Genomic DNA, 25,484 nt, shown 5'->3' on the forward strand with positions numbered 1-25,484 from the left:
AGCGCGGGAGTGTACCTGCCGTTACCTCAGATATGAGGGGGAAAAAAACGAACAGGACATTCGGTAGGTCATTCATGACATAAGTCAATCGCCTAACCGTTCGGACTACTACACTATATCAGCAATTGCATGTTCTGTTAAGCCTTTTTTCAAAAAATTTCTAAGAGCTTGCAGAAAAAACAATTGCGTATGCAATTCTAATACATTTCCAAGACCATTGAGACCGTGGAAGTGACCGTCATGGTACCGGCAGGAATCTCTGTAGCCATGTCATAGGCTGCTTCACTAGCCATAGCCATCTTCTGCCGGGTATTGTAGGGGTTTGATGCAGTTGAATATTCGCTGATCGTGATGGGTCTTCCGACCTGCATCCGAGCCTCTTTTGCATAGAGCTCGGCCTTCGACAGAGCCTTTTGGACAGCCTGCTGTCGAGCTTCCTCCAAACCTATCGATTTATCTTCCTTGTCCAACATGACCGAGTTCAAGTAGATGCCGCTCACCTCTCCAAGCTGGTCGATCAAGGTCCCCAGGTTTTCCAGTTTGCGCAGAGTTACCGAAAGCGTCTGGCTGGCGATCTGACCCTCCAAATACTGCTTTCCCTCAATCCACTGGTAACTGGGCCTGAGGTTCAGCATGGTGGTTTTTATATCCTTCTCTTCAATTCCATTGGCTCTCATGACAGATAGCAACCGGACCATTTTTTCATTGGCAAAGGCTTGGGCTTCACTGGTGGTTTTTCCCAACTCGCTGACCTGGATGGAGAAGGATGCGATATCGGGAACAAGGGTTACTTCCCCGGTTGCCGACACCTCGATGGTCCGCACCAAATCCTTGTTGGACATGCACGAGCTGAAAAGCAGGGCGATTGCAACCAGAAGACCGATTACCGCGAAGTGTTTCTGTTTCATTGTCTCTCCTTACTGTTGGATGGTGACCAACTCAGGTCGTTTCTTTGCTTCTCGCAGAAAATATCCCAAGGCGATCATCATAATCCCATTGTCATAGATTCCCGTACCCATCCGGTCGATGACAGTCTGCACCGGGATGGAGAGTACCTCGAGCTGCTCATTCGGGTCGAGCTCCTGACCGCTGATATGCTTCACATCCTCAACCAAATAGAAATAGGACCTATTGTTCATGAAAGCGGAATTCGGACTCACATTTCCCAGTGCAGTCACCCTCTGTCCTACCAGGCCCGTCTCTTCCTTCAGCTCCCTGAGGCCTGCATCCATGGGGTCCTCGTCCTTTTCCACGACCCCGGCCGGGAACTCCCGGGTGACGGTTGCCGAGCCATGGCGGAACTGATCCACCATGACAAACATCGGCACGCCCTCCTCGTTACGGAACCAAGGAATAATCGTTACCCATTTCGGGCAGTCAACCTCGATGAAGGTGGAACTGCGCCCATCACTGCTGGTGCGTTGTACCGTACAAATATCAAAGATCGGACCTTTGAAGACCCGTTCACGCTTGCCTGACTTCCACAGTAAATGAGTATTGGACTTTCCCTCATCATGGGTAAACGGATCAAACATGGCTCACACTCCTTTTCTTGACGGACAGTTGCTGCTGCAGCTCGAGCAGGCCGAAGGGGCGCAGGAAGCGGTTCCTGCGAACTCAGTACTGCGGTGCGAAGAAACTGCAGTCCCGCTATTGATCAGAAGGGCGATATCCCTGATTGCCTTGGCCGAAACGCTCTCGGGTTGCAGGCTCAAGTAGCTCTTTCCCGCATCCTCTGCTTCCATGAGAGGAACCTCCAGGGGAACCCTGCCCAAGAATGGAACGTTCATCTGATCGGCCATTTTCCTGCCGCCGCCGATGCCGAAGATCGGAATCTCGGTGTTGCAGCCCGGGCAGATCAAACCGCTCATGTTCTCAACCACACCCAAAATGGCGACACCCATCTTGCGCGAGAAATTCACACTGCGCCGCGCATCGAGAATGGCCACTTGCTGAGGCGTGGTAACAATGATGGTGCCGGTCAACTCAGGTATGGTCTGGCAGACGGTAAGTTGCTCATCTCCGGTTCCCGGAGGAGAGTCAATGAGCAGGTAATCCAGCTCGCCCCAGTCGGCCTGGGCAAGGAACTGACGGATTGCAGCAATTTTCATCGGACCACGCCAGACAATGGGACTGTCCGGTTCACTGATGGCAAAGGCCAGGCTCATGACCTTCAAACCCGGACGAGCCTCTACGGGATAGAAAGTCTCTCCTCCGTCTTCAGTGGTGAGAATTCCTGCTTCGCAACCCAGCATTTTTGCCACGTTCGGCCCATGCAGGTCGGTATCGAGGATGCCCACGGTACAGCCGCTGTCGACCAAGGCATTGGCAAGATTTACCGTTACCGTGGTCTTGCCGACTCCGCCCTTTCCACTCATGATCAAAATCTTCCGCCCTATTTTATCCAGATGATTTCTGATTGCCTTGTCCTCGGCAATCCTCTGTGCAAAATCCACACCTTCAGACATTCCTTATTCGTTCTCCTTCGGCAATCCAGCCCTTTGTACCTTACGATAAACCGCCAAAACAGACAAGAGAACTCCTTGGCAGGCTGGCCGCTTGCAAGCCCACCCGGCTTTGCACAAGCAAGCAAAAATGTAAGAAAATCGATAGTCCCTCCATATGTATGACAGAACAACTACTTTCACAGACTAGAAAAATTCCTTGAGCCGACTGAAAAACTCTTCGTGAAAATTGCGGATTGTTGCAATTGTGTTCCAAGTTTTTCAGAATTAACCTAATCATTTATCCTACCTTTACTTGAAACACCACCTCTGATTCCGATATACTCAGTACTAGTGCATTTCTCGTAGTCCTTGGCTACGGTCACTATAAACCTTTTTAGGAGTTCGTATGGTATTCTTAGCGCAACTACCGAAAGAGCAGCTAATAGCCCAGCTCGAAAATGGGGTTATCCTCATGGTTCTGGGTATCGCTACGGTGTTTGTGTTTCTTACGTTGCTGGTCTTTCTTACCAAAGGCATGAGCGCCATTGCAAAAAAGATAGCACCTGCAAAGAAACCGACAGTCGTCGTGAGTCCCTCTGCCGCCACCATTTCTGCAAGCCCTGCCAGTGAGGCGGAAATTGCAGCCGCCATCGTGGCCGCATTCGCCAAGTCGAAAGAATAAGTAACACCCGGAGGACAATTCCAAATGAAAAAACAAGTCAAGTTTATGTGCACCGCGTTCCGTGACGGCTTCCAGTCTGTCTATGGCGCACGCGTATTCACCAAGGATTTCATGCCTGCAGTAGCTGCAGCCCGCGAGGCTGGCATCTCCCACTTCGAAGCCGGCGGCGGTGCCCGTTTCCAGTCACCGTACTTCTACTCAAATGAAGACGCCTTCGAAATGATGGACGAGTTCCGCAAAGTAGCCGGAGCCGATGCAGACCTGCAGACACTGTCGCGCGGTGTCAACGTCGTTGGACTTGACTCCTACCCCAGGGACATCATCGACCTCCACGCCAAGCTCTTCAAAAAGCACGGCATTTCCACCATCCGCAACTTTGATGCCTTAAACGATGTCAACAACCTCATCGACAGCGGCCGATCCATCGTCAATGCCGGACTGAGACACGAAGTGGTTGTTACCATGATGAGCCTTCCCCCGGGAAGCACCGGCGCACACGACCCCGACTTCTATGAAGCAACCCTCAAGCAGATTCTTGATGCCGGCATTGAATTCCAGTCCGTCTGTTTCAAGGATGCCAGCGGCACCTCCACTCCTGCGTACGTCTACGAAACCATCAAGCGCGCCCGCAAGATGCTGGGTAAGGACATGAACATTGTATTCCACAGCCATGATACCGCCGGAGTTTGCATCCAGCAGTACATGAGCGCCCTCCAAGCAGGTGCCGACCAGGTCGACCTGTCCATGATGCCTGTTTCCGGCGGCACCTGCCAGCCCGACATCATCACCATGTGGCATGCCCTGCGCAACACCGACTTCGATCTTGGCATCGATATCAAGAAGATCCGTGAAGCCGAGGCTGTATTCCAGGATTGCATGAAAGACTACATCATCCCCCCCGAAGCCATGACCGTCACTCCCGAAATCGTCTTCTCCCCGCTTCCCGGCGGCGCACTTACTGCAAACACCCAGATGCTGAGGGACAACAACCTGATGGACAAGTACCCTGCCATCGTTGAAGCCATGGCTGAAACGGTTGCAAAGGGCGGTTACGGAACCTCCGTTACCCCTGTTTCCCAGTTCTACTTCCAGCAGGCTTTCAACAACGTCATGTTCGGACCTTGGAAGAAGATTGCAGAAGGCTATGGAAAGATGGTGCTCGGCTATTTCGGCAAGACCCCCGTCGCTCCCGATCCACAAGTTGTGAAGGCTTGCTCCGAAGCCATGGGCCTGAAGCCCACCACCGAGAAAGTAGTGGACATCAACGAGAAAGATCCCAAGAAGGGCGTTGCCGCTGCAAAGGCCATGCTTGAGAAGGAAGGCCTGCCCATCACCGACGAGAATATTTTCATCGCAGCTTCCTGCAAGGAGAAGGGAATCCTCTTCCTCACCGGCAAGTCACAGGTGAACGGCATGTACAAGATCAACCGCGAAGAGGAAGCCGCCAAGAAGAAGGGCGAGTATACCGTAACCGTCAACGGCAAGGCATACGGCGTCAAGCTCGGCAAGGACAATGCCACCGTCAATGGGGTGAGTTATCCGTTGAACGTCGGCTTCGGCATCGATGAGAAAGCCATCGAGGCTTCCAAGGCCGTTGCATCCGATGCTCCCGCAGCTGCTGCAGCCCCCTCACACGAAGCAGTCACAGTCAAGGCTCCGATGCCCGGCTTGATCCTCCGCATTGAGGTGAAGGAAGGACAGAAGGTTTCCAAGAACCAGGTCGTGATGATCATGGAAGCCATGAAGATGGAGAATGAAATTTTCGCACCGTGCGATGGTGTGGTAACCAAGATTTCTGTAAGCCAAGGCCAGCAGATGCAGAGCGACGACGAATTGCTCGTGATCGCTTAAAGGAGACTCTGAGATGATTGGTTCTGCGTTTAATCAGCTCTGGCAGTCCACCGGACTGTACGGATTCATGGGGATGGTGGAAGGCTTCGGTGTCGGCAACCTTGTCATGATACTGGTCGGCTTCATCCTCCTCTATCTTGCCATCAAGAAGGGCTTCGAGCCCCTCTTGCTCGTACCGATCGGGTTCGGTTGTATCCTCTCGAACATCCCCATGGGGTTCATCGCCAGCGTCGACCCCGCAACCGGGGCTGCCGGCTTCATCAAGCTGCTCTTCGACATGGGTATCGACACCGGTCTCTTCCCGATTTTGATCTTCATGGGTGTTGGAGCAATGACCGACTTCGGTCCGCTCATAGCAAACCCCAAGACCCTGCTCCTCGGAGCAGCCGCCCAGGCTGGCATCTTTATCGCCCTGATCGGCGCTCTCGCCCTCAGCTTCATCCCCGGGATCAACTTCGACCTGTACGCTGCAGCATCCATCGGCATCATCGGTGGTGCCGACGGTCCTACGGCCATCTATGTAACCAGCCGACTGGCCCCAGACTTGCTGGGACCCATTGCGGTAGCTGCGTACAGCTACATGGCCTTGGTTCCCATCATCCAGCCCCCGATCATGCGTGCTCTTACCACCAAGGAAGAGAGATTGATCAAAATGCAACAACTCAGGCCGGTTTCCAAGCTTGAAAAGATCATCTTCCCGATCCTTGTTCTGACCACCTGTGCCTTCTTGCTTCCATCAGCCACCCCGCTCATCGGCTCGCTGATGTTTGGCAACCTGGCCAAGGAGTGTGGTGTAGTGAACCGTCTTTCCGACACCATGCAGAACGCCCTGATGAACATCGTAACGATTTTCCTCGGTCTTTCTGTCGGTTCGAAGATGGAAGCTTCTCACTTCCTCAACCTCAATACGCTTGGAATCCTGGTCCTCGGCATGGTGGCTTTCGGCATCGGCACTGGAGCCGGCGTGCTGATCGCCAAACTGATGAACAAGCTCGACCCCAAGCACCCGGTCAATCCGCTCATTGGAAGTGCAGGCGTTTCTGCAGTTCCCATGGCAGCCCGTGTGGCCAGCAAGGTCGGCCAGGAATCTGATCCCCAGAACTTCTTGCTCATGCACGCCATGGGCCCGAACGTAGCCGGAGTCATCGGTTCTGCTGTAGCAGCAGGTGTCCTGCTCGCAGTTGTGCCGTTCATGATGGCTTAGTTTCTCCCAAAAAGTTCTCAAGGCTGTTTCATACCACCAGGTGTGAGACAGCCTTTTTTTAGTATCTATAGCGGATGGCTACTTGCGGGTACATATCCAGATCCAAAGACCCTTCTACGGTATACAGCCCGACATAGACGAACTCGGTAGTCAGGGAAAAGTGCTCGAACAACACCGTCTCCACAGCTAAACCAGCTCCTGCTCCGAACTGCACCACCACCTCATCCGGCACATATGTCCCGCCGCCACCATCCTTGGCTTTTTGATAGCTTCGATGATGAAGACCAGCAACCAGGTATACACGTCCGGCTAGAAATGAATTGATGGTATGGCTTATCAGGGGCAGTTGGACCTCGGAGCCGATGTTGCAGGCATAACGGTCCCGTCCTTCCTCCATGTTCGGATGGAAGAATGCCCCTCCTGCCACCTGGACCCCGAACGCTGGATACCACTTTTGATAGCTGGCTCCGATTCCGGCAAGCCGCCCCGCCTGCACCCCCAACGCCTGGTCATACGAAGAAAATACGTCATCACCCAATACCGGCAGGAGAAGGGCCACCAATAAAAACCAGACAGAATGACTCTTTTTGTATGCATGATTTCAGCATATCACCGCTTTTACGCTCTGTCCTTCCCCCCATCCCGCTGAATTCCTGCTTTTCTTCATCCTCGTGGTAGGGTATAGTACTGAGTATGTGGATCAGTATTGTATTGTTGCTCATTTTGTTCGTGCTCTGGAACACCACCCTCGTCGGGTACCGGGACAAGCAGACACACATGCTGACAACCGATGAATCGAAGGTGTTCTGCGAAGAGGCAAAAAGTATAATCCATGCTCAAGGAAGCACCACTGCAATCCTTATGGTTCATGGATTTCCGACCACTCCTGCGATGTACAGCTATAGTGCACAGCGGTTCAAATCGGCAGGGTTTGACGTATATGTTCCGCTGCTGCCGGGTTTCGGCACCGATCCCAAGGATTTGGAGCAGACCACCTTCACCCAGTGGTTCGACTACCTCTGCAGATATTACGAGGACCTTCGATCCAGGTATCAAACACTGTATGTTTTGGGCACCAGCATGGGGGGCATGATGACCTTCAAGCTCGGCGAGCTCTACTGCAACACGGACAAAGCACCTGACAAGCTGGTTACAATCGCAGCCCCGGTGGTCTACAACAGCATCAAGGAGCGGGTTTTCACCGATTGGCGGCAGTACTTCGCACGCACCCTTTCGCTGTTCGTTGCTTCCATAAACGCCCATATCGTTGCAGGCAACGGCAAGGGGGACGATGGTGCAGACAATTGGTACGGTTACGGGGGATTATTCATCCGGCCCGGCATCAGCCTGGTCCATGCCATGGGCAAGGTAAGAAAAGACTTGGGTAAAATCACCTGCCCGCTTTTCAGCATTCATGACGTCAACGACCGCATCATACCGTTCAAAAACCTGAAGATCATCGAACGAGAGCAGAACAGCAAGGCTTTCCGTCTTCTGGCCACTGAAATGGGAGACTACAACCACTCACGTCATGCCCTGCTCTCCTACCACTCAATCCAAGCATCACTGACCGATACCATTTTGGAGTTTTTACAGGAGAATCAGAATGCCCAAACGTAAGGACTACATCAGCTGGGACGAATACTTCATGGGCGTAGCCGTCCTTTCGTCCATGCGCAGCAAGGACCCCAACACCCAGGTGGGGGCTTGCATCGTCAATCCCGATCATAAGATTGTGGGAGTGGGCTACAACGGCTTCCCCATAGGAGTGAATGACGACGAAGTCCCTTGGGAACGCGAAGGAGCTTGGCTGGACACCAAGTATCCGTATGTCTGCCACGCCGAGCTCAATGCAATTTTAAACGCCATCAGCAGTAGTCTCAAGGGTTGCTCCCTGTATGTCGGGCTCTTCCCCTGCAACGAATGTGCCAAGGCAATCATCCAAAGCGGCATCAGGGAGGTCGTCTACCTCTCCGACAAGTATGCCGAGGCTGAAAACACCAAGGCTTCCAAGTGGATGTTCGACCAGACCGGGGTGACCTACCGCAAACTCGAACCGGCGCATGCCAGCATTCTGGTACAGCTTCAATGAAAGTTTTGACTGTCTGCCTGAACCCCACCTTTCAAAATACACTGAGGTTTACCTCCTTCAAGATCGGGGAAGTAAACCGTGCCTCTGAGCACTATCTCGATGCCTCGGGCAAGGGTATGAACACAGCCCGCATTGTAAGCCAGTTGGGAGAGCAGAGTATGTTGCTCACCCACCTCGGAGGACCGCGGGTCGAGGAGATGCTGAACCTTTGCAGGAAAGACAAGGTGGAAATTATTTGGGCGGACAGCAAGAGTGAGATTCGGACCTGTACCACCATACTTGCCGATGGCAAGGCCACCGAACTGGTGGAAGAACCATATGCGGTCGACAGCAGCACTGAAGAGCCGATCAGAGCCCTCTACAGCGAAGCAATCCAAAGAAGCGATGCCCTCATCATCTGTGGAACGCGGGCGCCCGGGTACTCGCCCAACCTCTATGCCGATTTTGTCAAGGAAGCAAAAACACGAGGACTGTTTGTACTACTCGATTTGAAGGGAGAAGACCTGAAGCGCTGTCTCCCCTTCGGGCCGGATGTCATCAAACCGAACCTCAGCGAGGCTGCTCAAACGTTCCTCGGTCGGACTGTCGGGGAACAGGAGGATACGGCCTCGATCGAGATCTCAATCAAGCCTGTTTTGGAAGATATCTATCGCTCCTATCATACGACAACCGTGCTCTCTCGGGGCAAAGAGGATGCGTGGGTGCAGGCAGCCCAGTTCTTTTCTGTACCGATTGAGCGTGTGAATGCAGTAAATACCATTGGGTGCGGAGACAGTCTGAGCGCAGCCCTGACGGTGTCCTTATACAAGGGTACAAATTTGCAACAGGCCGTAGAGTACGCAACAAAGGTTGCAACAAAGAACGCAAAAACAGTCCGACCGGGTACGATTTTCTAGGTTTTCAGCCCAGATTGTTGGTGCAAAGAACTTTTCACAGATTGAGCAATCGCTAAATTTGCAACAATAAATTATGAAATTTCGCAATTTTATTGGTAAAAAATCATACTTAGCGTAATTAACTAGATAATTATTTACTGCAAAACGCGCAATTTCTTTTGACAGCCAAACTTTCTCACTCTATACTGAATCAAGCTTCAAATCCCGCTCTGGCGGGATGGATATTTACAGAGGAGAACTTGTATGAAAAAGATTCTGACAATCGTGCTCTGTCTCGCGCTCGTTGGCTCTGCAATCTTTGCAGCCGGTGCAGCTGAAACAGCACCCGCAGCCGCAAAGGACTCAAACGTAGTCAAGGTTGCACTGATTATTGAAAACACCATTGACGACAAGGGCTGGTGCCAGGCCATGCATGATGGCATTCTCGCAGCCCAGAAGCAGCTTCCCGGCCGCATCGAGTACAGCTACACCGAGAAGATGAAGCCTGTCGATGCAGGTTCCGCCGCCCGCCAGTATGTCGCCCAGGGGTATGACATCATCATCGCCCACGGGGCACAGTACAAGAACCTCATCCTTGAAATGGCTGAAGAGTATCCAGATGTTTCCTTTGCCTTCGGTACTTCTGCAGAGATTGGACCGAAGAACGTCTTCACCTATATGCCCGAAAGTGAAGAAACCGGTTACCTCTCCGGCCTCATCGCCGGCATGACCACCAAGAAGAATATCATCGGTCTGGTCGGCCCCGTCGACGCCGGTGATGCCGCCCGGTACAACCGCGGATTCGTCCTCGGCGTACAGGCTGTCAATCCCAAGGCCAAGGTCATGGTCGCTCACTCAGGTTCCTTCAGCGATTTCGTGAAGGCCGGTGAGATTGCCCAGTCCCAGATCAGGGCCGGTGCCGACGTACTGACCGGTTCCAGCCAGCAGGCTCTCGGAGCCCTGCGCGCAGTTGCCGACTACCGAAACCAGGACATCTGGTGGGTTGGTCAGGATATCGCCCAGATCAACATCGCCGAAGGCTACAAGGTAATTGCAGCTTCCTCCTACAACTATGCATCGGTCATCGTCGGTTTTGTCGAAAAACTCGACAAGGGCGTGAAGGGCGGCGAAGTCATTCCCATGAACTTCAACAACGGCGGATTCGTATTCCAATTCAACGCTGCTTTGAAGGACAAGTACACCGGCGCCATTGAGAACAAGGTCAACGAAGCTATTGCCTCCTTCAAGGCCAAGGCCGGTACCGTCAACTACACTTCCGTAGATTACTCCAAGCTTTGATCGTACATCCCTGCCGGTCATGCAGGAAAGCCCTGCATGACTGGTTTTTCGAATCCCCACGGAGGTTGTAATCCATGGAACTCACTACAAAGAAGATCACAAGCCTCAGAATGGAACACATCACCAAGCGCTTTCCCGGCGTTTTGGCGAGTGACGACATCACCCTTTCCATTGGAGAGGGCGAAGTTTTGGCACTGGTAGGCGAAAACGGCGCTGGCAAAACCACCCTGATGAACATCCTGATGGGGTTGTACCAGCCGGATGAGGGGAGAATCCTCATCAACGGGGAAGAAGTACACTTCCGTTCCCCCAATGATGCCTTTGCCGCAGGCTTGGGCATGGTGCACCAGCAATACATGCTGGTTCCCAATATGACGGTTCTGGAAAATATCGCCCTCGGCTACAAACAGGCTTGGTCGTTTTTCAAGCTCGACTTGGCTATGGTCCGAGACCGCATTGATGAAATATCGAAAAAATACGGGCTTTTCGTGGATCCCGATGCTTATATTTGGCAACTCTCCGTCGGCGAGCAGCAACGTGTCGAGCTGGTCAAGACGCTCTGCCTTGGCGCTCGCTTTCTGATCCTCGATGAACCGACGAGTGCACTCACGCCCCAGGAAACCGATGATCTGATCGTGCTGCTCAAGCGCATGAGCAGTGAACTGTCCATCATCTTCATCAGCCACAAGCTGCAGGAGGTCAAGGACCTTTCGGACAAGATCACCATACTCCGCCATGGAGCGGTGGTCTTTGAAGGGAACACCAATGAGCACTCCCCTTCCGACATCGCCGCCTTGATGACCGGCCATGAAGTTGAACTGCCTCTGAACGAGGAGGCTTCCTGCAACGGGACGCCGGTGCTGGATATCAAGAACCTCAACGTCAAGAGCGATCGAGGCTTTTTGGCCCTCAGGGACTTGAACCTGACGATCCGCTGTGGCGAGATTGTCGGCCTTGCAGGTGTCTCAGGCAACGGGCAGCGCGAGCTTGCCGAGGCCATCAATGGACTGCGCAAGGTGGAAAGCGGAGAGATCATCTTCTACGGGGAGAATATCGCCAATAAGAGTCCGCACTACATCATCCAGGCAGGGATGGGCTACATTCCAGAAGAGCGTAACACCGAGGGAATTGTGCCTTCGTTCTCGCTGAAGGAGAACCTGATCCTCAAGGATGCCGAGCGAGAAGAGTTCTCCAAGCACTCCTTCCTCAACAACAAGGCAATCGACAAGAATGCCAATGATCTGAGGGTGAAGTTCGATATCCGCAGCCCCAACATCGCTGTGGCAGCAGGATCGTTGTCGGGAGGGAACATCCAAAAGGTCATCCTTGCCCGCGAGCTTTCCCGAAAACCAAAGTTCCTGATAGCCGTCTACCCGATCAGAGGCTTGGACCTCGGGGCTGCCGAATTCATCCACAAGCAGCTTCTGGAGAAACGAAGGGAGGGAATCGGGATACTGCTCATCAGCGAAGAGCTTGATGAGATCCTTGACCTCTCCGACCGCGTCGCTGTCATTTTCAAGGGGCAGATCCAACAGGTTCTGGACCGCAAGGATGCCAACCGCCGCAGCCTGGGGATCTTGATGGCAGGAGTGAAAGATGACCAAACAGTTTAAGGTACTCTACAAGGTTTCCATCATCATTCTGGCCATACTGGCAGCAATGACGATTGGATCGATTATCCTGATGACCATCGGTGCCGATGTAGTCAAAACCTATCGGGTCATCCTCTTTGAACCATTGAAAACCACCTTGCAGCTCAGCGAGGTGCTTCTCAGGGCGATACCGCTGACCATTATTGCGTTGGGCATCTCGGTTGCTTATCGCAGCGGCATCATCAATATCGGGGCTGAAGGCCAGATGGCTATGGGAATTTTGGGAACCACTGCTGTAGCCCTCGCTTTCCCCGAGCTACCCAAGCCGGTCCTGCTGCCGATGGCAATCCTTGCCGGGGCAATCAGCGGTGGCCTCTGGGGTTTCATTCCTGGATTTCTCAAGGCGAAGCTGCAGGTCAGCGAGCTGCTTTCAACCGTAATGCTCAACTACATCGCCGCCCAGTTCTATACCTTTTTGCTGCGCGGTCCGATGCTCGACCCCGCCGAACTCACCATGGGAAGCGGCACCCCCCAGTCGATGCGCCTTTCGCGCAATCTCTGGCTGGACCGATTCCTTCCCGGAACCCGATTGCATACCGGCTTGTTCTTCGCCCTTATCCTCGCCCTGCTCATCTACTTGTTGCTGTGGAAAACCAGCTACGGATATAAAATGCGTGCAGCAGGGGCCAGCAGCCGGGCGGCAAAGTACGGCGGTATCAACGTGACATGGTATTTGGTGATCGCCATGGTGATCAGCGGTGCCTTTGCCGGTATGGCAGGCGCCATTGAAATTGCAGGCGTCCACCGCAGGGCCATCGAGGGAATTACCGGCGGCTACGGTTTCTCGGGCATCGTCGTAGCCCTCTTCGGAGGCCTGCATCCGGCCGGAATCATTCCCGCCTCATTTTTCTTCGGCCTTCTGATCGTTGGAGCCGATATGACTCAGCGCATGGTCGGTGTACCTGCAAACATGGTAAATGTGCTGCAGGGCATCATCATTCTCGTCATCGTTGCCACAAAGATGGTTCTCGCCGATCCCTATCTCATGGAGAAGGTCTGGCGCAAAGTGCAGAAAAGAAGCAGCAAATCCAAGGAGGTGGAAGCATGAACTTCATCGTAAACATCCTAAGCTTGGGCATACCCTTCTCCGTCGCCTTGCTTATCGCCTCCCTGGGGGAGATGTTCAACCAGCGATCCGGCATCTTCAACCTTGGTTGTGAGGGCATCATGGCCATGGGGGCCTTTTTGGGAATGCTTATTCCGTACAGCATCGGACAAGGCGGCCCCACTCCGGGCATTTACAACGTTCTCGGCCTGGCGCTGGCGATGGCTGTGGGTGCACTCTTCGGCCTTCTTTTCGGGTTTGTCGTAGTCACTTTCCGTGCTCCGCAGGGTATAGCGGGCATCGGGTTGCAGATGTTCGGAGTCGGTACGGCAGGAACCTTGTTCCGCCACTTCATCGGCGGAACGCAATCGGTTCCCGGCATCGGCAACCTTCCAATCCCCGGACTTTCCAAGATTCCCATCCTCGGTCCGATTTTCTTCAGTCATAACTTGCTGGTCTATCTTGCGTTCCTCTTTGTCCCTGCCGCTTGGTACATCCTCTTCAAGACCCCCTGGGGGCTGCGGGTACGGGCGGTAGGAACAAACCCCAGGGCCGCCGACTCGATCGGCATCCAAGTCAACAAGGTGCGCTACCAGGCTTTGGCTGTCGGTGGTGCCCTGGCTGGTCTTGCCGGAGCCTACTTGAGCCTCTGCCAGGCAAAAATGTTCAGTGACGAGATCATCGCCGGCCGTGGGTTCATCGCTGTAGCATTGGTTTACTTCGGTCACTGGCATCCGGTGAAGATTATGGGAGGGGCCCTGCTGTTCAGTCTGGCGCAAGCCTTCCAGCTGGCCGTTCAGGGACAGGGAATCAACTTCCCCTATGAGTTTGCCGTCATGCTGCCGTATGTCATGGTCATCGTTGTTCTTGCTTTCAGCAGGGAGAGCCAGTTGCTCGGCCCGACCGCTCTTGGGCAACCCTTCAACCGGGAGAAGCGAATTTAGGTTTTGAAACAAAGGCAGGATTGATTGTTGCATTTTCCTGCCTTTGTTCCTTGCACTGGAACTCCTGCAACAAAATAATGCAACAAAAGTCTTATACTGCAACAAGATATTGACTTTTCAACAAGACATCGAAACAATGTGAACGTATAGCATCACAGACCGTGGCATCCCTTCTTGGATGCTGACGCTAAGCGGCTAGCACCTGTTCCCACCCTTAACAGACAATGGAGAGCACGCTATGTATGCATTCAGCGTAAATGGAAAGCCTGTACAATATGATGGAGAGGACAAGAAATTACTTCGATTCCTCCGTGAGAACCTTAACCTTACCGGCACCAAGGATGGGTGCAGCGAGGGTGCCTGTGGTACCTGTACCGTCCTGGTCGATGGGGTAAAAACGAAAGCCTGCACTATCTCTCTTTCCAAGCTTGAAGGGAAATCGGTAACCACCATCGAGGGGCTGAGCGAACGTGAGCAACAAGTGTATTCCTATTGCTTTGCAGAAGCAGGAGCTGTTCAGTGCGGCTATTGCACCCCGGGTATGATCATCAGCGCAAAAAGCTTGTTGGATAAAAATGCCGACCCCAGCCTGGAAGATGTAAAAAAAGCAATAAAGGGCAATATCTGCCGGTGTACCGGCTATAAGAAAATTGAGGAGGCCATCTTGATGGCCGCCACCTATTTTCGGGAGAACCTCACTGTTCCCGATCACAGCGAAGAGCCCAGGCTCGATACCCGCTACCAGCGCGTCGATGCAAAAATCAAGGCCCTTGGCAAAGGGCTCTATGCCGATGACCTGCGCATAGACGGGCTTTTGCATGCCAAAGCGGTACGTTCGGCCCATCCGAGGGCGCGGGTGCTTTCCATTGACAGCCGCGAAGCTGAAAAGCATCCCGACTTTGTCCGCATTCTGACAAGCGCCGATGTTCCACACAACATCATCGGACACATCAAGCAGGACTGGCCGGTCTTCATTCCCGTTGGAGAAATCACGCGCTATACCGGGGATGCCATCTGTCTGGTGGTGGGAAAGGATCCTGAAACCATTGAGAAAATTGCCTCTCTTGTTACGGTCTCCTATGAGGTCTTACAACCTGTACTCTCCATGCAGGAAGCCTTGAAGGACGACGCCCCGCACCTGCATGCCGGAGGCAATGTCCTCAGCAGCGAGCATATCAAGCGCGGTGATGTGGACGAGGCAATCAAGAAAGCAAAGCATGTAATCACCCGAGTCTACACCACTCCCTATACCGAACATGCCTTCATGGAACCTGAGTGTGCAGTAGCGCTTCCCGAGGGTGAAGATGGAGTGCTGGTTCATACCTCGGGCCAATCAATTTACGATGAGCAACATGAAATCTCGGTTATGCTGAAACTTCCGCCGCAGAAGGTGCATTGTCACAGCATGCTTGTCGGCGGTGGCTTCGGAGGCAAGGAGGACATGAGTGTACAGCACCATGCCGCCCTCGCTGCGTGGGTTCTCAAGCAGCCGGTGAAGGTGAAACTCAGCCGTCAGGAGAGCCTGACGGTTCACCCCAAACGGCATCCCATGAGTATCGACATGACTACTGCCTGCGATGAAAACGGCCGCATTACTGCCATGCGCGCAATCATCGATGCCAATACAGGAGCCTATGCATCCTTAGGCGGCCCGGTTCTTCAACGAGCTTGCACCCATGCATCAGGACCTTACAATTTCCAAAATTTTGAAGTTGTTGGTCGGGCCATCTATACGAATATGGTACCAGCAGGAGCCTTTAGAGGCTTCGGAGTCACGCAGAGCTGCTTTGCCGTGGAGGCCAATCTCAATCTGCTCGCTGATGAACTAGGTATGGACTACTACGAAATTCGCCGTCTCAATGCCCTCAAACCCGGCGATACCATGGCCAACGGACAGATTGCCGGTGTGGACACCGGTATCATCGAATGCCTGGAAGCTGTAAAGGATGCTTATTACTCATCACCGCGTGCCGGTATTGCCTGTGGATTCAAGAATAGTGGGCTTGGTGTGGGATTTCCTGATACAGGCCGCTGTATTCTCTCGGTGGAGCACGGCAAGGTTCATATCCGTACCAGTGCAGCCTGTATGGGCCAAGGGGTGGCTACCGTCTGTACCCAGATGCTTGGCCAGACATGCTCCTTGAAGGCTGACCAGATTGTAGTCGAGGACCCCGATACCCGTCGCACCCCCGACTCGGGAACCAGCACGGCAAGCCGCCAGTCGGTATTCACCGGAGAAGCAGTCCGACGGGCTTCACTCAAGCTCAAGGAAGCACTGCAAACCAAGAAACTCGAGGAGCTGGAAGGACAAGAATTCAGTGGAGAGTATACATCCATTACCGATCCTATCAATTCCACCAAGAAACATCCCGTCAGCCATGTGGCGTACAGCTACTCAGCTCAAGTAGTCATTCTGGATGAACAGGGAAAACTGGAGAAAGTGGTTGCATCGTGTGATGTAGGGCAGGTGGTGAACCATCAGGCCCTTACCGGGCAGATAGAGGGGGGAGTGGTCATGGGTCTTGGATTCGGCCTTACCGAGGACTTCCCGATCAAGGAGGGACAGCTTGATGTGCGCTATGGAACCCTCGGCCTCTTGCGTTCAACTGATGTTCCCCCGCTTGAGGTGAAACTGGTTGAAGGACCAGGCAAGCACCCCATTGCTTATGGAATAAAGGGAGTGGGAGAGTTGACCACCATCCCCACCGCCCCGGCGTGTCAGAATGCATACTACCGTTACGACGGCAAGTTCCGTACCTCGTTGCCGCTTCAAGATACAGCGTACCGTAAGAAGAAGCCGCAATGAAAAAAAGAGCCGTAAATCGTCAGGACAGCACCGGCCTCTTCAATTTCATTGCTCCTATTTACGCCCTGTTTTTCACCTATCAAAAACGACGGTATGCAAAAACGCTTGCCGCCATGCAGTCATTTCTCAAGTATGAGACAGCCCTCGATGTCGGCTGTGGAACCGGGGCATTGTGCAGTGCTCTCAGCGAGAGAGGCTTGTCTGTTACCGGTGTCGATCCTGCTGCCCGAATGTTGGACATAGCAAGAAGGAAGAATGAAGCAATCACGTTTGTCCAAGCCGATGCCACCAAAACCCTGCCTTTCTCAGGCAAAGAGTTCGATCTTGTTCTTGCAAGCTATGTCGCCCATGGCATGAGAGAAGAGATGAGAAAGAGCCTCTATCGGCAGATGAGCCGGGTGGCAAAGCACTACGTCATCATCCACGACTACAACGCAAACCGCTCTGTCCTCACTTCCCTGATTGAGTATCTGGAGGGGGGTGACTACTTTTATTTCATCAAGCATGCACAAAGGGAACTCCAAGAGTGCAAAGCAGAACTGGACCGCTGCTTTTCACAGGTGGAAGTCATCCAAGTAGGCAAGCGTGCCAATTGGTATATTTGCACTCCCCAAAGCTGAAAATGACCCTTGCATACCTCGCAGCATTGTGCATCAATTGAGAGGAAATACATATTTGCATACATACTTGGTTTCTTCTGCTGAATACGGGTACCCCTGGTTTTCCCAGCGCATCTGAAGAGCGGCAAGACCAATCTTGAGAGCCTGCAACCTCTTTGAAACCGCGGTGGTCGAAGCGACGTTCTGTTGCACGCTGGTGAGGGCTTTTTCCAGCTTTCGGATGCTTGAGTCGAGCGAGGCAATCGAATGCCTGCGTTCTGTGTCAGCAACAGGTTCCATTTCTTTTCTCCTGGTACTTCGATACTAACTCAGAGCTTAGGTGAATGTGAAGAGCTTCAGAGAGCTTGCAGATAGTTAAGCAATACACTTTGACAAATTTTGTATTTATGTTAAATTAAGGCCAAGGACTTGCACGTCCCCAAGGAATGCCAATGAAATCAACATCTCTCTCGACTATATTGAACCGGATAAAGGAAGAAGTACAGGCCTGTAAGGCCTACCTTCCCATCGAGCGGACAATCCAACGTATTCTCGGTTCCAGGACTACCTGGCCGGCATTGAAAATTGGAGACCTGGTTGCTCCCACCCCCATCGTCCAAGGTGGGATGGGTGTCGGCATCTCTCTCTCCTCACTTGCAAGTGCGGTGGCCAACAACGGCGGCATCGGAGTCATTGCAGCGAACGGCATCGGATTATTGGAACCCGATTACTATGAGGATGGTCAGGCTGCAAACCTCAGGGCCTTCAGGCGGGAGATCCGCAAGGCTCGTGAACTGAGCAGCGGGGTTATCGGGGTGAACATCATGGTGGCGGTCAACGACTTCCATCAGTTGCTGGATGTAGCGATAGAGGAGAAGGTTGACATCGTTTTCATGGGAGCTGGCTTGCCGATCAAGAACATGCCCGTTGAGGCGCTCAGAAAGGCCAATGTGAAAGTCGCCCCGATTGTCAGCTCAGCCCGTGCAGTCGATATGATCTTCCGCATGTGGACAAAACTCTACAACGACACTCCCGATGCAGTGGTCTTCGAAGGTCCCAAGGCTGGCGGACACCTCGGTTTCACTGAAGAACAGCTTGAAGACCCCTCCTATCAATTGGAAGCCATCGTCCCTCAGATTGTTGAGGCCCTCAAACCTTTTGAAGAGAGCAAGGGGTGTAGAATCCCCCTGATCGCAGGAGGAGGCGTCTACAGCGGCAGGGATGTGTACAAAGTCCTTTCCCTTGGAGCATCTGCTGTTCAAATGGCCACCCGCTTTGTTGCCACCGATGAGTGCGATGCCGATAATCGATTCAAACAAGCTTACGTCAATTGCACCAAGGAACAGATCGGCTTGATCAAGAGCCCTGTAGGAATGCCCGGCAGAGCCATCCGCAACACCTTCATCACCGACAGCGAGGAGGGAAAACGCCCCCCTTTCCGTTGCGCATGGAAGTGCCTCTCCTCCTGTAAAGCTCAAGAAGCCAACTATTGCATCTCAATCGCCCTCAACAATGCCCGCAGGGGCCTCTTGCAAAGCGGTTTTGTATTTGTAGGCACCAATGGGTACCGAATCAAGAAAATCGTACCGGTCAAGTCACTGATTGCAGAGCTTGAACAGGGTTACCAGCATGCTGTGCAGATGAACCTCGAACGGGTGCTCGCCAAGCTGTCCACCTTGAAAACGGAGTATACAAAGGCAGAAACCCAGGTGAAAGAACTTGCCAGACGATACGAAGAAGTCTTGCTTTCATTCCCTCTCAAATCCGAGGTGGTGAAGGCTATTCGGGTGCAGTACACCCGTGCAGCCATGCAGGTGGAACATCTGAAGCTGAAGATGACCGAGACGCTTGCGACAACCTCGCTGTTGCTCTCCTAGAGCACTGCCTGTCCCCGACAAGGGCTTCATGAAACCGGAATAGCCTTACGGTTTTTCTGCATTCCCGCCATCTCTTGAGTAAACCATGGCAATTCTGTAACATCGAGCAACAGGAGCTGCCATGCACAACGTATCGTACAGACAATTCCTCAAGGATGTGCTCATCTGTTCGCTCGGTGCCTATGGAGGGCCTGAAGCCCACTTTGGCGTGTTTCTCGATCACCTGGTGAGCAAGAAGCAGTATCTGAGCGAAGAAGAGCTGGTGGAATTGCTGGCCCTGACCAGCATTCTCCCCGGACCTACCAGCACCCAGACCATTACCGCAGTCGGCTATCGGATGGGAGGACCGCTTCTCGCCTTGCTCACCCTGTTTGTCTGGGCTTTCCCTCCCATTCTGGGAATGACCGCACTCTCCTTCCTCTACCAGTTTCTCAAGGACCATCAAATCTCGGAGGACATCCTTCGCTTCATTGCAGCGATGGCAGTTGGATTCATCTTTCTTGCGGCCTTCAGGATTGGAAAGAAAGTACTTGTCGACCGCTTGACCATTACCCTTTTTCTCTTTGGCTCCCTGGCCACCTACTTTATCCGGTCTCCCTGGATTTTCCCCGCCGTTTTACTGATCGGAGGAGCTATTTCCATTATTGCGAGCAAAGAGAAAAACCTGTTCAACAAGATCACCATACGAGCACCGTATGGATATCTGATACTCTTCGTCTTCTTCGCCCTGGGCAGCCTGCTTCTCTCCCTGGCAACGCACAATCTTCTGGTCACGCTTTTTGAGGCCTTCTATCGGTATGGATACCTGGTCTTCGGGGGCGGACAGGTGGTGGTACCGGTCATGATTGCAGAGCTCGTGGAGACGAAAGGCTACCTGACCAACGAGCAGTTCCTCACCGGGTACGGTCTTGTACAAGGGCTTCCCGGCCCCATGTTCAGCTTCAGCGCCTATGCCGGCGGCATGGCAGCCAGAAGTGAAGGGCCCGTCATCCAAGTCCTTGCAGCCTTGATCAGTGGAGTGGGAATTTTCCTGCCGGGTACACTGCTCATTTTCTTCATCTACCCTGTCTGGGAGGAATTGAAGAGAATCAAGGCGGTGAAGGTATCACTGAAAGGAATCAATGCGGTCGCCGGCGGTCTTATCACGACAGCCGCCATCCTGTTGTTGCAGAAGATCGGGATCACAGCAGAGCATATCGTCGTTGTCGGGCTGACCATCGTGGTGCTTGCAACAAAGAAAATACCCGCTCCCTTGATCGTCCTTGCCGTCTTGGTTGCGGGTATTGTGTTCTAAGCTTGTTGGTTACCTGAACGATTCCTGATAGATTTTCAAGCAGTCCTCATCGGTGAGCGTCATGGGGTCGACACCAAAAAGGCCTCCCATGTTCGCTCGGGCATTCTGCACCATGGCAGGCAGCTCTGACTCGCTGATGCCGTAAGCACTCATTTTCAAATCGTCCACACCACAAGCTTTCTGAAGGTCAACCAGGGCATGTACAAAGTCCATTGCCTGTGTTGCATCAACCCTTCCCAAGGCCTTTGCCATGGCGATCATGCGTTCTTCAGCAATGTGGTTTTCGGCAATATGGGTGTAGTAGGCTTTGCTGATCATGATCAGGCCCGCCCCGTGGGGCAGTTCAGGGTGAAAGGCACTCATTGCGTGTTCAAGCGAATGCTCGCTGATGCAGCCGCTGAAGGTTTCCACCATGCCGGCCAGGGTGTTGGCCATCGCCACATCCTCGCGAGCCTTCAAATTCCTGCCATCCTTGACGGCAGTGGGAAGGCTCTTTCCGATGAGCCTGATCGCCTCGAGGCTGTACTGGTCGCTGAACGTATTTGCAATCGTGTTCAGATATCCCTCGGTGCTGTGGAAAAGAGCATCGAAGCCTTGGTATGCGGTAAGGTGCGGAGGAACCGAGACCATCAGGGTGGGATCGACAATACTCAGGACAGGAAAGGTATCGTCATTGCCATACCCGATTTTTTCCTGAGTCTCTTCCTTGGTAATGACCAGCCAAGGATCGGCTTCGGTGCCGGTGCCGGCGGTGGTGGTGATGGCAACCACTCCAAGGGGCTTGTGCTGCATCGGCTTCCCTTTGCCGCTGCCGCCGCTGACATAGTCCCACAGGTTGCCCTCGTTGGTCGCCATAATTGCGATGGCCTTGGCCGAGTCGATGACCGAGCCTCCACCCAGACCGATGACAAAGTCACATCCCTGTTGTCTTGCAAGCTTGGCACCCTCTGTAACATGGGCGAGGATGGGGTTGGGAAGAATCTTGTCAAACACCTCATACGACACCTTTGCAGCATCCAATTGGTCCTGGACTTGCTTCAGGTATCCGAATGAACGCGTCGATGTGCCGCTCGAAATTACAATCAAGGCCCGTTTGCCAGGAAGCTTCTGTTCTGAAAGCTTCGCAAGCGAATGAGAACCAAAGATGATTTTGGTTGGAAGATAAAATGTACTGTGCATTGCTGCCTCCTCTCTTCATTTTTAAGGTACCAAGAGAGGAGGATATCGGCAAGAGATGGGAAAACCCTGCCGGAAAAGGGAATCATATCAGGGGATGGGCGGGAAGCGGCTTCAAATGGGAGCGACTTCACCACACAGCAGGTTTCGAATCCTTTGGCTCTCCTGTGGTCCTTCCACCCCTTCTTCCAACACCGCCGGCATGTGAACCAAAGGCCCCTTGTAATAGATTTCATCCAATGCGTTGCGGACGGTTTTCCAATCGAGAGCCCCCAATCCTACCATTTTCTTGTTGTTCTCCCGGATATGGAGACAGTGAAGAAATATTCCTGCTTGGAGAATGGCAGCTTTCATATCGTCCTCTTCGAGATTCATCTCAAACGTATCGAGGTCGATGCCGCAATTCGGATGATTGATTGCATGGACATAGGCCAGAGCTTCGCTGGCTGTAGGAATGAGGAAATGCTCATATCGGTTGACCGGCCTGATGTTCAGCATCACATCCTCGTCCTGGGCGAGAGTAGTCAGCGATCTGAGGCTCTTTATACTCTGTTCAAGCAGCCTCTGATTATCCTGAATCAAGTGCGGTTGTACCGGAAAACTGCTATAGAGCGGACCGTTGAGGCTTCCTCCCCCCATTTCTCCGATGGTACGGATAAGGTTCTGGAACTGGGTGAGGGCGTGCCTCCTTACATCCTCATCAAGGGAGGAAAGATCGTAATCAGGCGGAGGATTCAGGCTGTAGGAGATATCAATCCGGTAGTTTCTCGCCTCAAAGCCAAGGCGCTTACGACCCCACGGGCTCATCTGTTGGAGGATGATCCCGTCGACTTCGAGCTGGTCATAAGACAGATGCTTGGCCTTCTGGACCAAGGAAGCGATATCCGCTTCAGCCGTTGAAGCCCATCTGGTGTAGTGTATGCCGACTATTCTCATACCGCTACCACCCTTTTGTATAGTATACCAGAGGGAGTAGCAGGACGCCAGCCTTTCATGCAAACCATCGTATACGCTACTACTTCGCCTACTCATTATGGTATAGTCGGTAGTATGCATACTTCACTTGATTGTCTCCCTTGCTTTTTCAAACAAATCCTGGAATCAGGAAGACTGCTGGGTCTTTCCTCAGAATCGATCAAACAAATCATGGATGTTATCGGAAATGAACTGAAGCATTTCCCTTTGGAGTTGAGTCCGCCTGAGATGGCTTATCATATGCAACGTCTGTTTGTTGAAAAAACGGGACGAGAAGACCCCTACCTCGACGTCAAAACCATGAGCAACAAGGAAGCCCTAGCGGTAATCGATGATTTGCGCACGATGGTGCACACCTCATCCACTCCCCTAAAAACCGCTGTCAAACTCGCATGTGCAGGGAATATCATCGACTATGGAGCGTTTCCCAGCGGTATAAACGTGCAAGGGGAAATTACAAAGATTTTGCAACAGGAACTAGGAGGAACGAACTCGTCGCTCTTTGAGTTCGATGCCTTCCAGCAAGCTCTCAAGTCTGCAAAACAAGTACTGTACATTGCCGACAATGCCGGAGAAATCGTCTTCGACCGGGTCCTGTTGGAGACCATGGCAGATCAGTTCCCACATCTTGAGCTCACGTTCGTCACCCGGGGTTACCCGATACTCAACGATGTGCTGGTCAAGGATGCTTTGGACTGCGGACTCGATACGGTTGCCACAGTGGTTTCCAGCGGCAGCAAGACCCCGGGTTTGGTTCTCAGCCAAGCCGACCCCGCCTTTTTGGAATTGTACCACGCTGCAGATATGATCATCAGCAAGGGCCAAGGAAACTTCGAGGCACTCTCAGAAGAAAGTGGACCCATCTTCTTTCTCTTTATCATCAAATGTGAGGTGATCGTGGAACATACCGGAGGCAAAATGCGGGAGTTGGTGCTCAAACGGAACAGTCGCCCTAGCCTTTAACGGCGCCCATGGTCAGGCCTTTGACTACATACTTCTGGAAGAACATCGTCAGCACGATTGCAGGGGCCATGATTGTCACTGCCGCAGCCATCACCGCACCCCAGTCAACCTCGACATACGAGAGGAAGTTGTAGACTGCAATAGGAAGCGTACGCGTGTTCTGTTGGCTCAACACCTGGCTGAACATAAAGTTGTTCCAGCTGAAAATGAAACTCAGCGTAGTCGCCGTGACAACACCGGGTCCGGAGAGAGGAAGCAGGATCTTCAAAAAGGCCGATTGTTGCGTAAGTCCGTCAACCATGGCCGCCTCTTCCAGTTCCCTGGGCACCGAGTCGAAGTACGGGGACATGACCCAGACCACCAACGGCAGGGCGATGAGCATATGACTGAGGATCAAGGCGACATAGCTGTCCATCAGCCCCAGACGAGAGAAGACAATGTACCAGGGCATCAAGAAGGAGATGCCGGGCATCAGGCGGGCGACCAGGATGAAAACCGAAAGCTTCTTCTGCTTGTAGCGGGCGATGGAATAGGCGGCAGGCAGGCCCAGCAAAAGGGAGAAGAAAACACTGACCACCGAAACAATCAGGGAGTTTTGCATGTACTGCAAAAAATTCTGCTCGACGAACACCCGGTTATAGTTCTGCATCACCGGCTTGAAGATGAACTTCGGAGGCCAGCTGATGATATCCACCTGGGTCTTGAATGAACTCATCAACATCCAGATGAAAGGGAAAAGAATGGGGATGATGATCAGGACCAGGACGAAGCCGTAGAGAATGGTTGTTACACGTTTTTCCTTCATACTCACCTCCCCTACAGCTCAAAGGCTCTACGCAGCCGCATAACCAGAAGGCTGAAGAGCAGGACGATGATGAAAAGGAATACGAGCATCACCGCACTCTGTCCCATCCTGAAATATTCAAAGCTGTACTTGAAAGCAAGTACGTTGAGGTTCTCCGAAGCATAGCCGGGCCCGCCGCCGGTCATGGAATAGATGATGTCGTAGGTCTTGAGGGCGTCGATGGCCCTGAGAATCACGGCAGTGAGAATGGTAGGCATCAACATGGGCAGGGTGATGCGAAAGAGCACTTGACGGGAGTTGGCCCCATCCACCATGGCAGACTCATACGGTTCGGAGGAAAGGCCGGCAAGACCTGCGAGCACAATGATGGTGATCATCGGAGTCCACTGCCAAATATCAACGATGATCAGCGAAGGCATCACGGTCTTGGCATCGCTGACCCATCCGCTTTGGGGAAGCTTGAGCACGCTGAGCACATAGTTCAGAATGCCGATGGTTGGATCATAAAACAGGTTCCACACAATACCGATGGCAACGGGTGTCGCCACCAAGGGAAGCAGCAGCAGGGTCTTTACCACGCCCTTTCCCTTGAAGCTACGGTTGAGAATCAGGGCCAAGGCGGTACCGAGCAACATTTCCACGATTACTGATCCGAACGTGAAATAGAACGTTCTTCCCAAAGCTTCCAGGAAACGAGGCTCCTTCAGAACCTGCAGGTAGCTATTCAGTCCAACCACCGACAGCGGCCTGCCGCTGGTGAGCGTCCAATCCGTAAAGCTGAGAAAGAAGGTATAAGCCACAGGAAATACCATCAGGACAACTACAAAGAGAACAGCCGGAAGCGGGAAGATGTACCTCAGATTTTTCTCGAAGAATCCTTGTCGCACCATAGAAAACT

24 protein-coding genes are annotated in these 25,484 nt (G+C 52.8%); 15 read left to right on the forward strand and 9 right to left on the reverse strand.

All coding sequences use genetic code 11. From position 1 onward, the window contains the following. Positions 1 to 197: 197 nt before the first annotated feature. Genes B3K89_RS07495 through B3K89_RS07505 form a run of 3 tightly spaced genes read right to left on the reverse strand, consistent with a single transcriptional unit; the run spans position 198 to position 2,468 of the window. Entirely contained in the window at positions 198 to 908 is a 711-nt protein-coding gene (locus B3K89_RS07495; protein WP_293895871.1) for an SIMPL domain-containing protein, read from the reverse strand. Between the two features lie 9 nt (positions 909 to 917). Then, positions 918 to 1,535, reverse strand: coding sequence for an NUDIX hydrolase (locus B3K89_RS07500; RefSeq protein WP_293895874.1), 618 nt, complete (start codon positions 1,533 to 1,535; stop codon positions 918 to 920). Between the two features lie 3 nt (positions 1,536 to 1,538). After that, a complete protein-coding gene (locus B3K89_RS07505; RefSeq protein ID WP_293895877.1) occupies positions 1,539 to 2,468 on the reverse strand; it encodes an Mrp/NBP35 family ATP-binding protein in 930 nt (309 codons plus the stop codon). A gap of 385 nt (positions 2,469 to 2,853) precedes the next feature. On the opposite strand from B3K89_RS07505, the gene B3K89_RS07510 reads away from it, so the two are divergent. From B3K89_RS07510 to B3K89_RS07520, 3 genes are read left to right on the forward strand one after another with little or no spacing between them, the layout of a single operon-like run. Continuing rightward, positions 2,854 to 3,129 (forward strand): OadG family protein, encoded by a 276-nt coding sequence (locus B3K89_RS07510; protein WP_293895880.1) that lies wholly within the window; start codon positions 2,854 to 2,856, stop codon positions 3,127 to 3,129. A 24-nt stretch (positions 3,130 to 3,153) separates the two neighbouring features. After that, positions 3,154 to 4,980, forward strand: coding sequence for a biotin/lipoyl-containing protein (locus tag B3K89_RS07515; RefSeq protein WP_293895883.1), 1,827 nt, complete (start codon positions 3,154 to 3,156; stop codon positions 4,978 to 4,980). 13 nt (positions 4,981 to 4,993) lie between these two features. After that, positions 4,994 to 6,184: a sodium ion-translocating decarboxylase subunit beta gene (locus B3K89_RS07520; protein WP_345907225.1), complete on the forward strand. Its 1,191-nt coding sequence runs from the start codon at positions 4,994 to 4,996 to the stop codon at positions 6,182 to 6,184. A 58-nt stretch (positions 6,185 to 6,242) separates the two neighbouring features. Here B3K89_RS07520 and B3K89_RS07525 read toward each other — a convergent pair whose 3' ends face one another. After that, positions 6,243 to 6,722 (reverse strand): hypothetical protein, encoded by a 480-nt coding sequence (locus B3K89_RS07525; RefSeq protein WP_293892299.1) that lies wholly within the window; start codon positions 6,720 to 6,722, stop codon positions 6,243 to 6,245. 155 nt (positions 6,723 to 6,877) lie between these two features. On the opposite strand from B3K89_RS07525, the gene B3K89_RS07530 reads away from it, so the two are divergent. The 9 genes from B3K89_RS07530 (at position 6,878) to B3K89_RS07570 (ending at position 17,517) form a co-directional block, all read left to right on the forward strand. Further along, a complete protein-coding gene (locus tag B3K89_RS07530) occupies positions 6,878 to 7,804 on the forward strand; it encodes an alpha/beta hydrolase (protein WP_293892297.1) in 927 nt (308 codons plus the stop codon). Next, positions 7,791 to 8,276, forward strand: a complete 486-nt coding sequence (locus B3K89_RS07535; protein WP_293892295.1) for a deoxycytidylate deaminase — start codon at positions 7,791 to 7,793, stop codon at positions 8,274 to 8,276. The genes B3K89_RS07530 and B3K89_RS07535 overlap by 14 nt, the downstream gene beginning before the upstream one ends. Continuing rightward, positions 8,273 to 9,172 carry a 1-phosphofructokinase family hexose kinase gene (locus tag B3K89_RS07540; RefSeq protein WP_298503890.1) on the forward strand — a complete coding sequence of 300 codons (900 nt, stop codon included), beginning with the start codon at positions 8,273 to 8,275 and terminating at the stop codon, positions 9,170 to 9,172. The genes B3K89_RS07535 and B3K89_RS07540 overlap by 4 nt, the downstream gene beginning before the upstream one ends. A 243-nt stretch (positions 9,173 to 9,415) precedes the next feature. Then, positions 9,416 to 10,450 carry a BMP family protein gene (locus tag B3K89_RS07545; RefSeq protein ID WP_293892290.1) on the forward strand — a complete coding sequence of 345 codons (1,035 nt, stop codon included), beginning with the start codon at positions 9,416 to 9,418 and terminating at the stop codon, positions 10,448 to 10,450. Between the two features lie 74 nt (positions 10,451 to 10,524). After that, positions 10,525 to 12,063, forward strand: a complete 1,539-nt coding sequence (locus B3K89_RS07550) for an ABC transporter ATP-binding protein (protein WP_293892288.1) — start codon at positions 10,525 to 10,527, stop codon at positions 12,061 to 12,063. Further along, positions 12,047 to 13,150 (forward strand): ABC transporter permease, encoded by a 1,104-nt coding sequence (locus B3K89_RS07555; RefSeq protein ID WP_293892285.1) that lies wholly within the window; start codon positions 12,047 to 12,049, stop codon positions 13,148 to 13,150. Before B3K89_RS07550 ends, B3K89_RS07555 begins: the two co-directional genes overlap by 17 nt. Then, a complete protein-coding gene (locus tag B3K89_RS07560; protein ID WP_293892283.1) occupies positions 13,147 to 14,091 on the forward strand; it encodes an ABC transporter permease in 945 nt (314 codons plus the stop codon). Before B3K89_RS07555 ends, B3K89_RS07560 begins: the two co-directional genes overlap by 4 nt. 238 nt (positions 14,092 to 14,329) lie before the next feature. After that, positions 14,330 to 16,897 (forward strand): selenium-dependent xanthine dehydrogenase, encoded by a 2,568-nt coding sequence (gene xdh / locus B3K89_RS07565; protein WP_345907226.1) that lies wholly within the window; start codon positions 14,330 to 14,332, stop codon positions 16,895 to 16,897. After that, complete coding sequence (locus B3K89_RS07570; RefSeq protein WP_293892275.1) at positions 16,894 to 17,517, forward strand: class I SAM-dependent methyltransferase; 624 nt, start codon at positions 16,894 to 16,896, stop codon at positions 17,515 to 17,517. The genes xdh and B3K89_RS07570 overlap by 4 nt, the downstream gene beginning before the upstream one ends. 33 nt (positions 17,518 to 17,550) lie before the next feature. Here the strand turns inward: B3K89_RS07570 and B3K89_RS07575 are convergent, their stop codons facing one another. Continuing rightward, entirely contained in the window at positions 17,551 to 17,796 is a 246-nt protein-coding gene (locus B3K89_RS07575; RefSeq protein ID WP_345907227.1) for a hypothetical protein, read from the reverse strand. A gap of 152 nt (positions 17,797 to 17,948) precedes the next feature. Here B3K89_RS07575 and B3K89_RS07580 point away from each other — a divergent pair, with 152 nt between their 5' ends. After that, a complete protein-coding gene (locus B3K89_RS07580; RefSeq protein WP_345907228.1) occupies positions 17,949 to 19,373 on the forward strand; it encodes a nitronate monooxygenase in 1,425 nt (474 codons plus the stop codon). Positions 19,374 to 19,494: 121 nt separating this feature from the next. Beyond that, positions 19,495 to 20,667: a chromate efflux transporter gene (chrA, locus tag B3K89_RS07585; RefSeq protein ID WP_293892264.1), complete on the forward strand. Its 1,173-nt coding sequence runs from the start codon at positions 19,495 to 19,497 to the stop codon at positions 20,665 to 20,667. 9 nt (positions 20,668 to 20,676) lie between these two features. On the opposite strand, the gene B3K89_RS07590 is transcribed toward chrA, so the two are convergent. Then, on the reverse strand, positions 20,677 to 21,846 hold the full coding sequence (locus tag B3K89_RS07590) for an iron-containing alcohol dehydrogenase (protein ID WP_293892262.1): 1,170 nt from the start codon (positions 21,844 to 21,846) through the stop codon (positions 20,677 to 20,679). 111 nt (positions 21,847 to 21,957) lie between these two features. Continuing rightward, positions 21,958 to 22,779, reverse strand: coding sequence for a sugar phosphate isomerase/epimerase family protein (locus tag B3K89_RS07595; RefSeq protein WP_345907229.1), 822 nt, complete (start codon positions 22,777 to 22,779; stop codon positions 21,958 to 21,960). Between the two features lie 114 nt (positions 22,780 to 22,893). Here B3K89_RS07595 and B3K89_RS07600 point away from each other — a divergent pair, with 114 nt between their 5' ends. Continuing rightward, the gene (locus tag B3K89_RS07600) at positions 22,894 to 23,781 is read left to right on the forward strand and encodes a damage-control phosphatase ARMT1 family protein (protein WP_345907230.1); all 888 of its coding nucleotides are present in this window, start codon (positions 22,894 to 22,896) and stop codon (positions 23,779 to 23,781) included. Here the strand turns inward: B3K89_RS07600 and B3K89_RS07605 are convergent. Together B3K89_RS07605 and B3K89_RS07610 are read right to left on the reverse strand one after the other, a co-directional pair. Continuing rightward, positions 23,771 to 24,586, reverse strand: a complete 816-nt coding sequence (locus B3K89_RS07605) for a carbohydrate ABC transporter permease (protein ID WP_293910750.1) — start codon at positions 24,584 to 24,586, stop codon at positions 23,771 to 23,773. The genes B3K89_RS07600 and B3K89_RS07605 overlap by 11 nt on opposite strands. Positions 24,587 to 24,597: 11 nt before the next feature. Further along, positions 24,598 to 25,476, reverse strand: a complete 879-nt coding sequence (locus tag B3K89_RS07610) for a carbohydrate ABC transporter permease (RefSeq protein ID WP_293892251.1) — start codon at positions 25,474 to 25,476, stop codon at positions 24,598 to 24,600. Positions 25,477 to 25,484: the final 8 nt, after the last annotated feature.

The sequence above is a fragment of the Sphaerochaeta sp. UBA5849 genome, from assembly GCA_002432715.1.
Taxonomy (GTDB): domain Bacteria; phylum Spirochaetota; class Spirochaetia; order Sphaerochaetales; family Sphaerochaetaceae; genus Sphaerochaeta.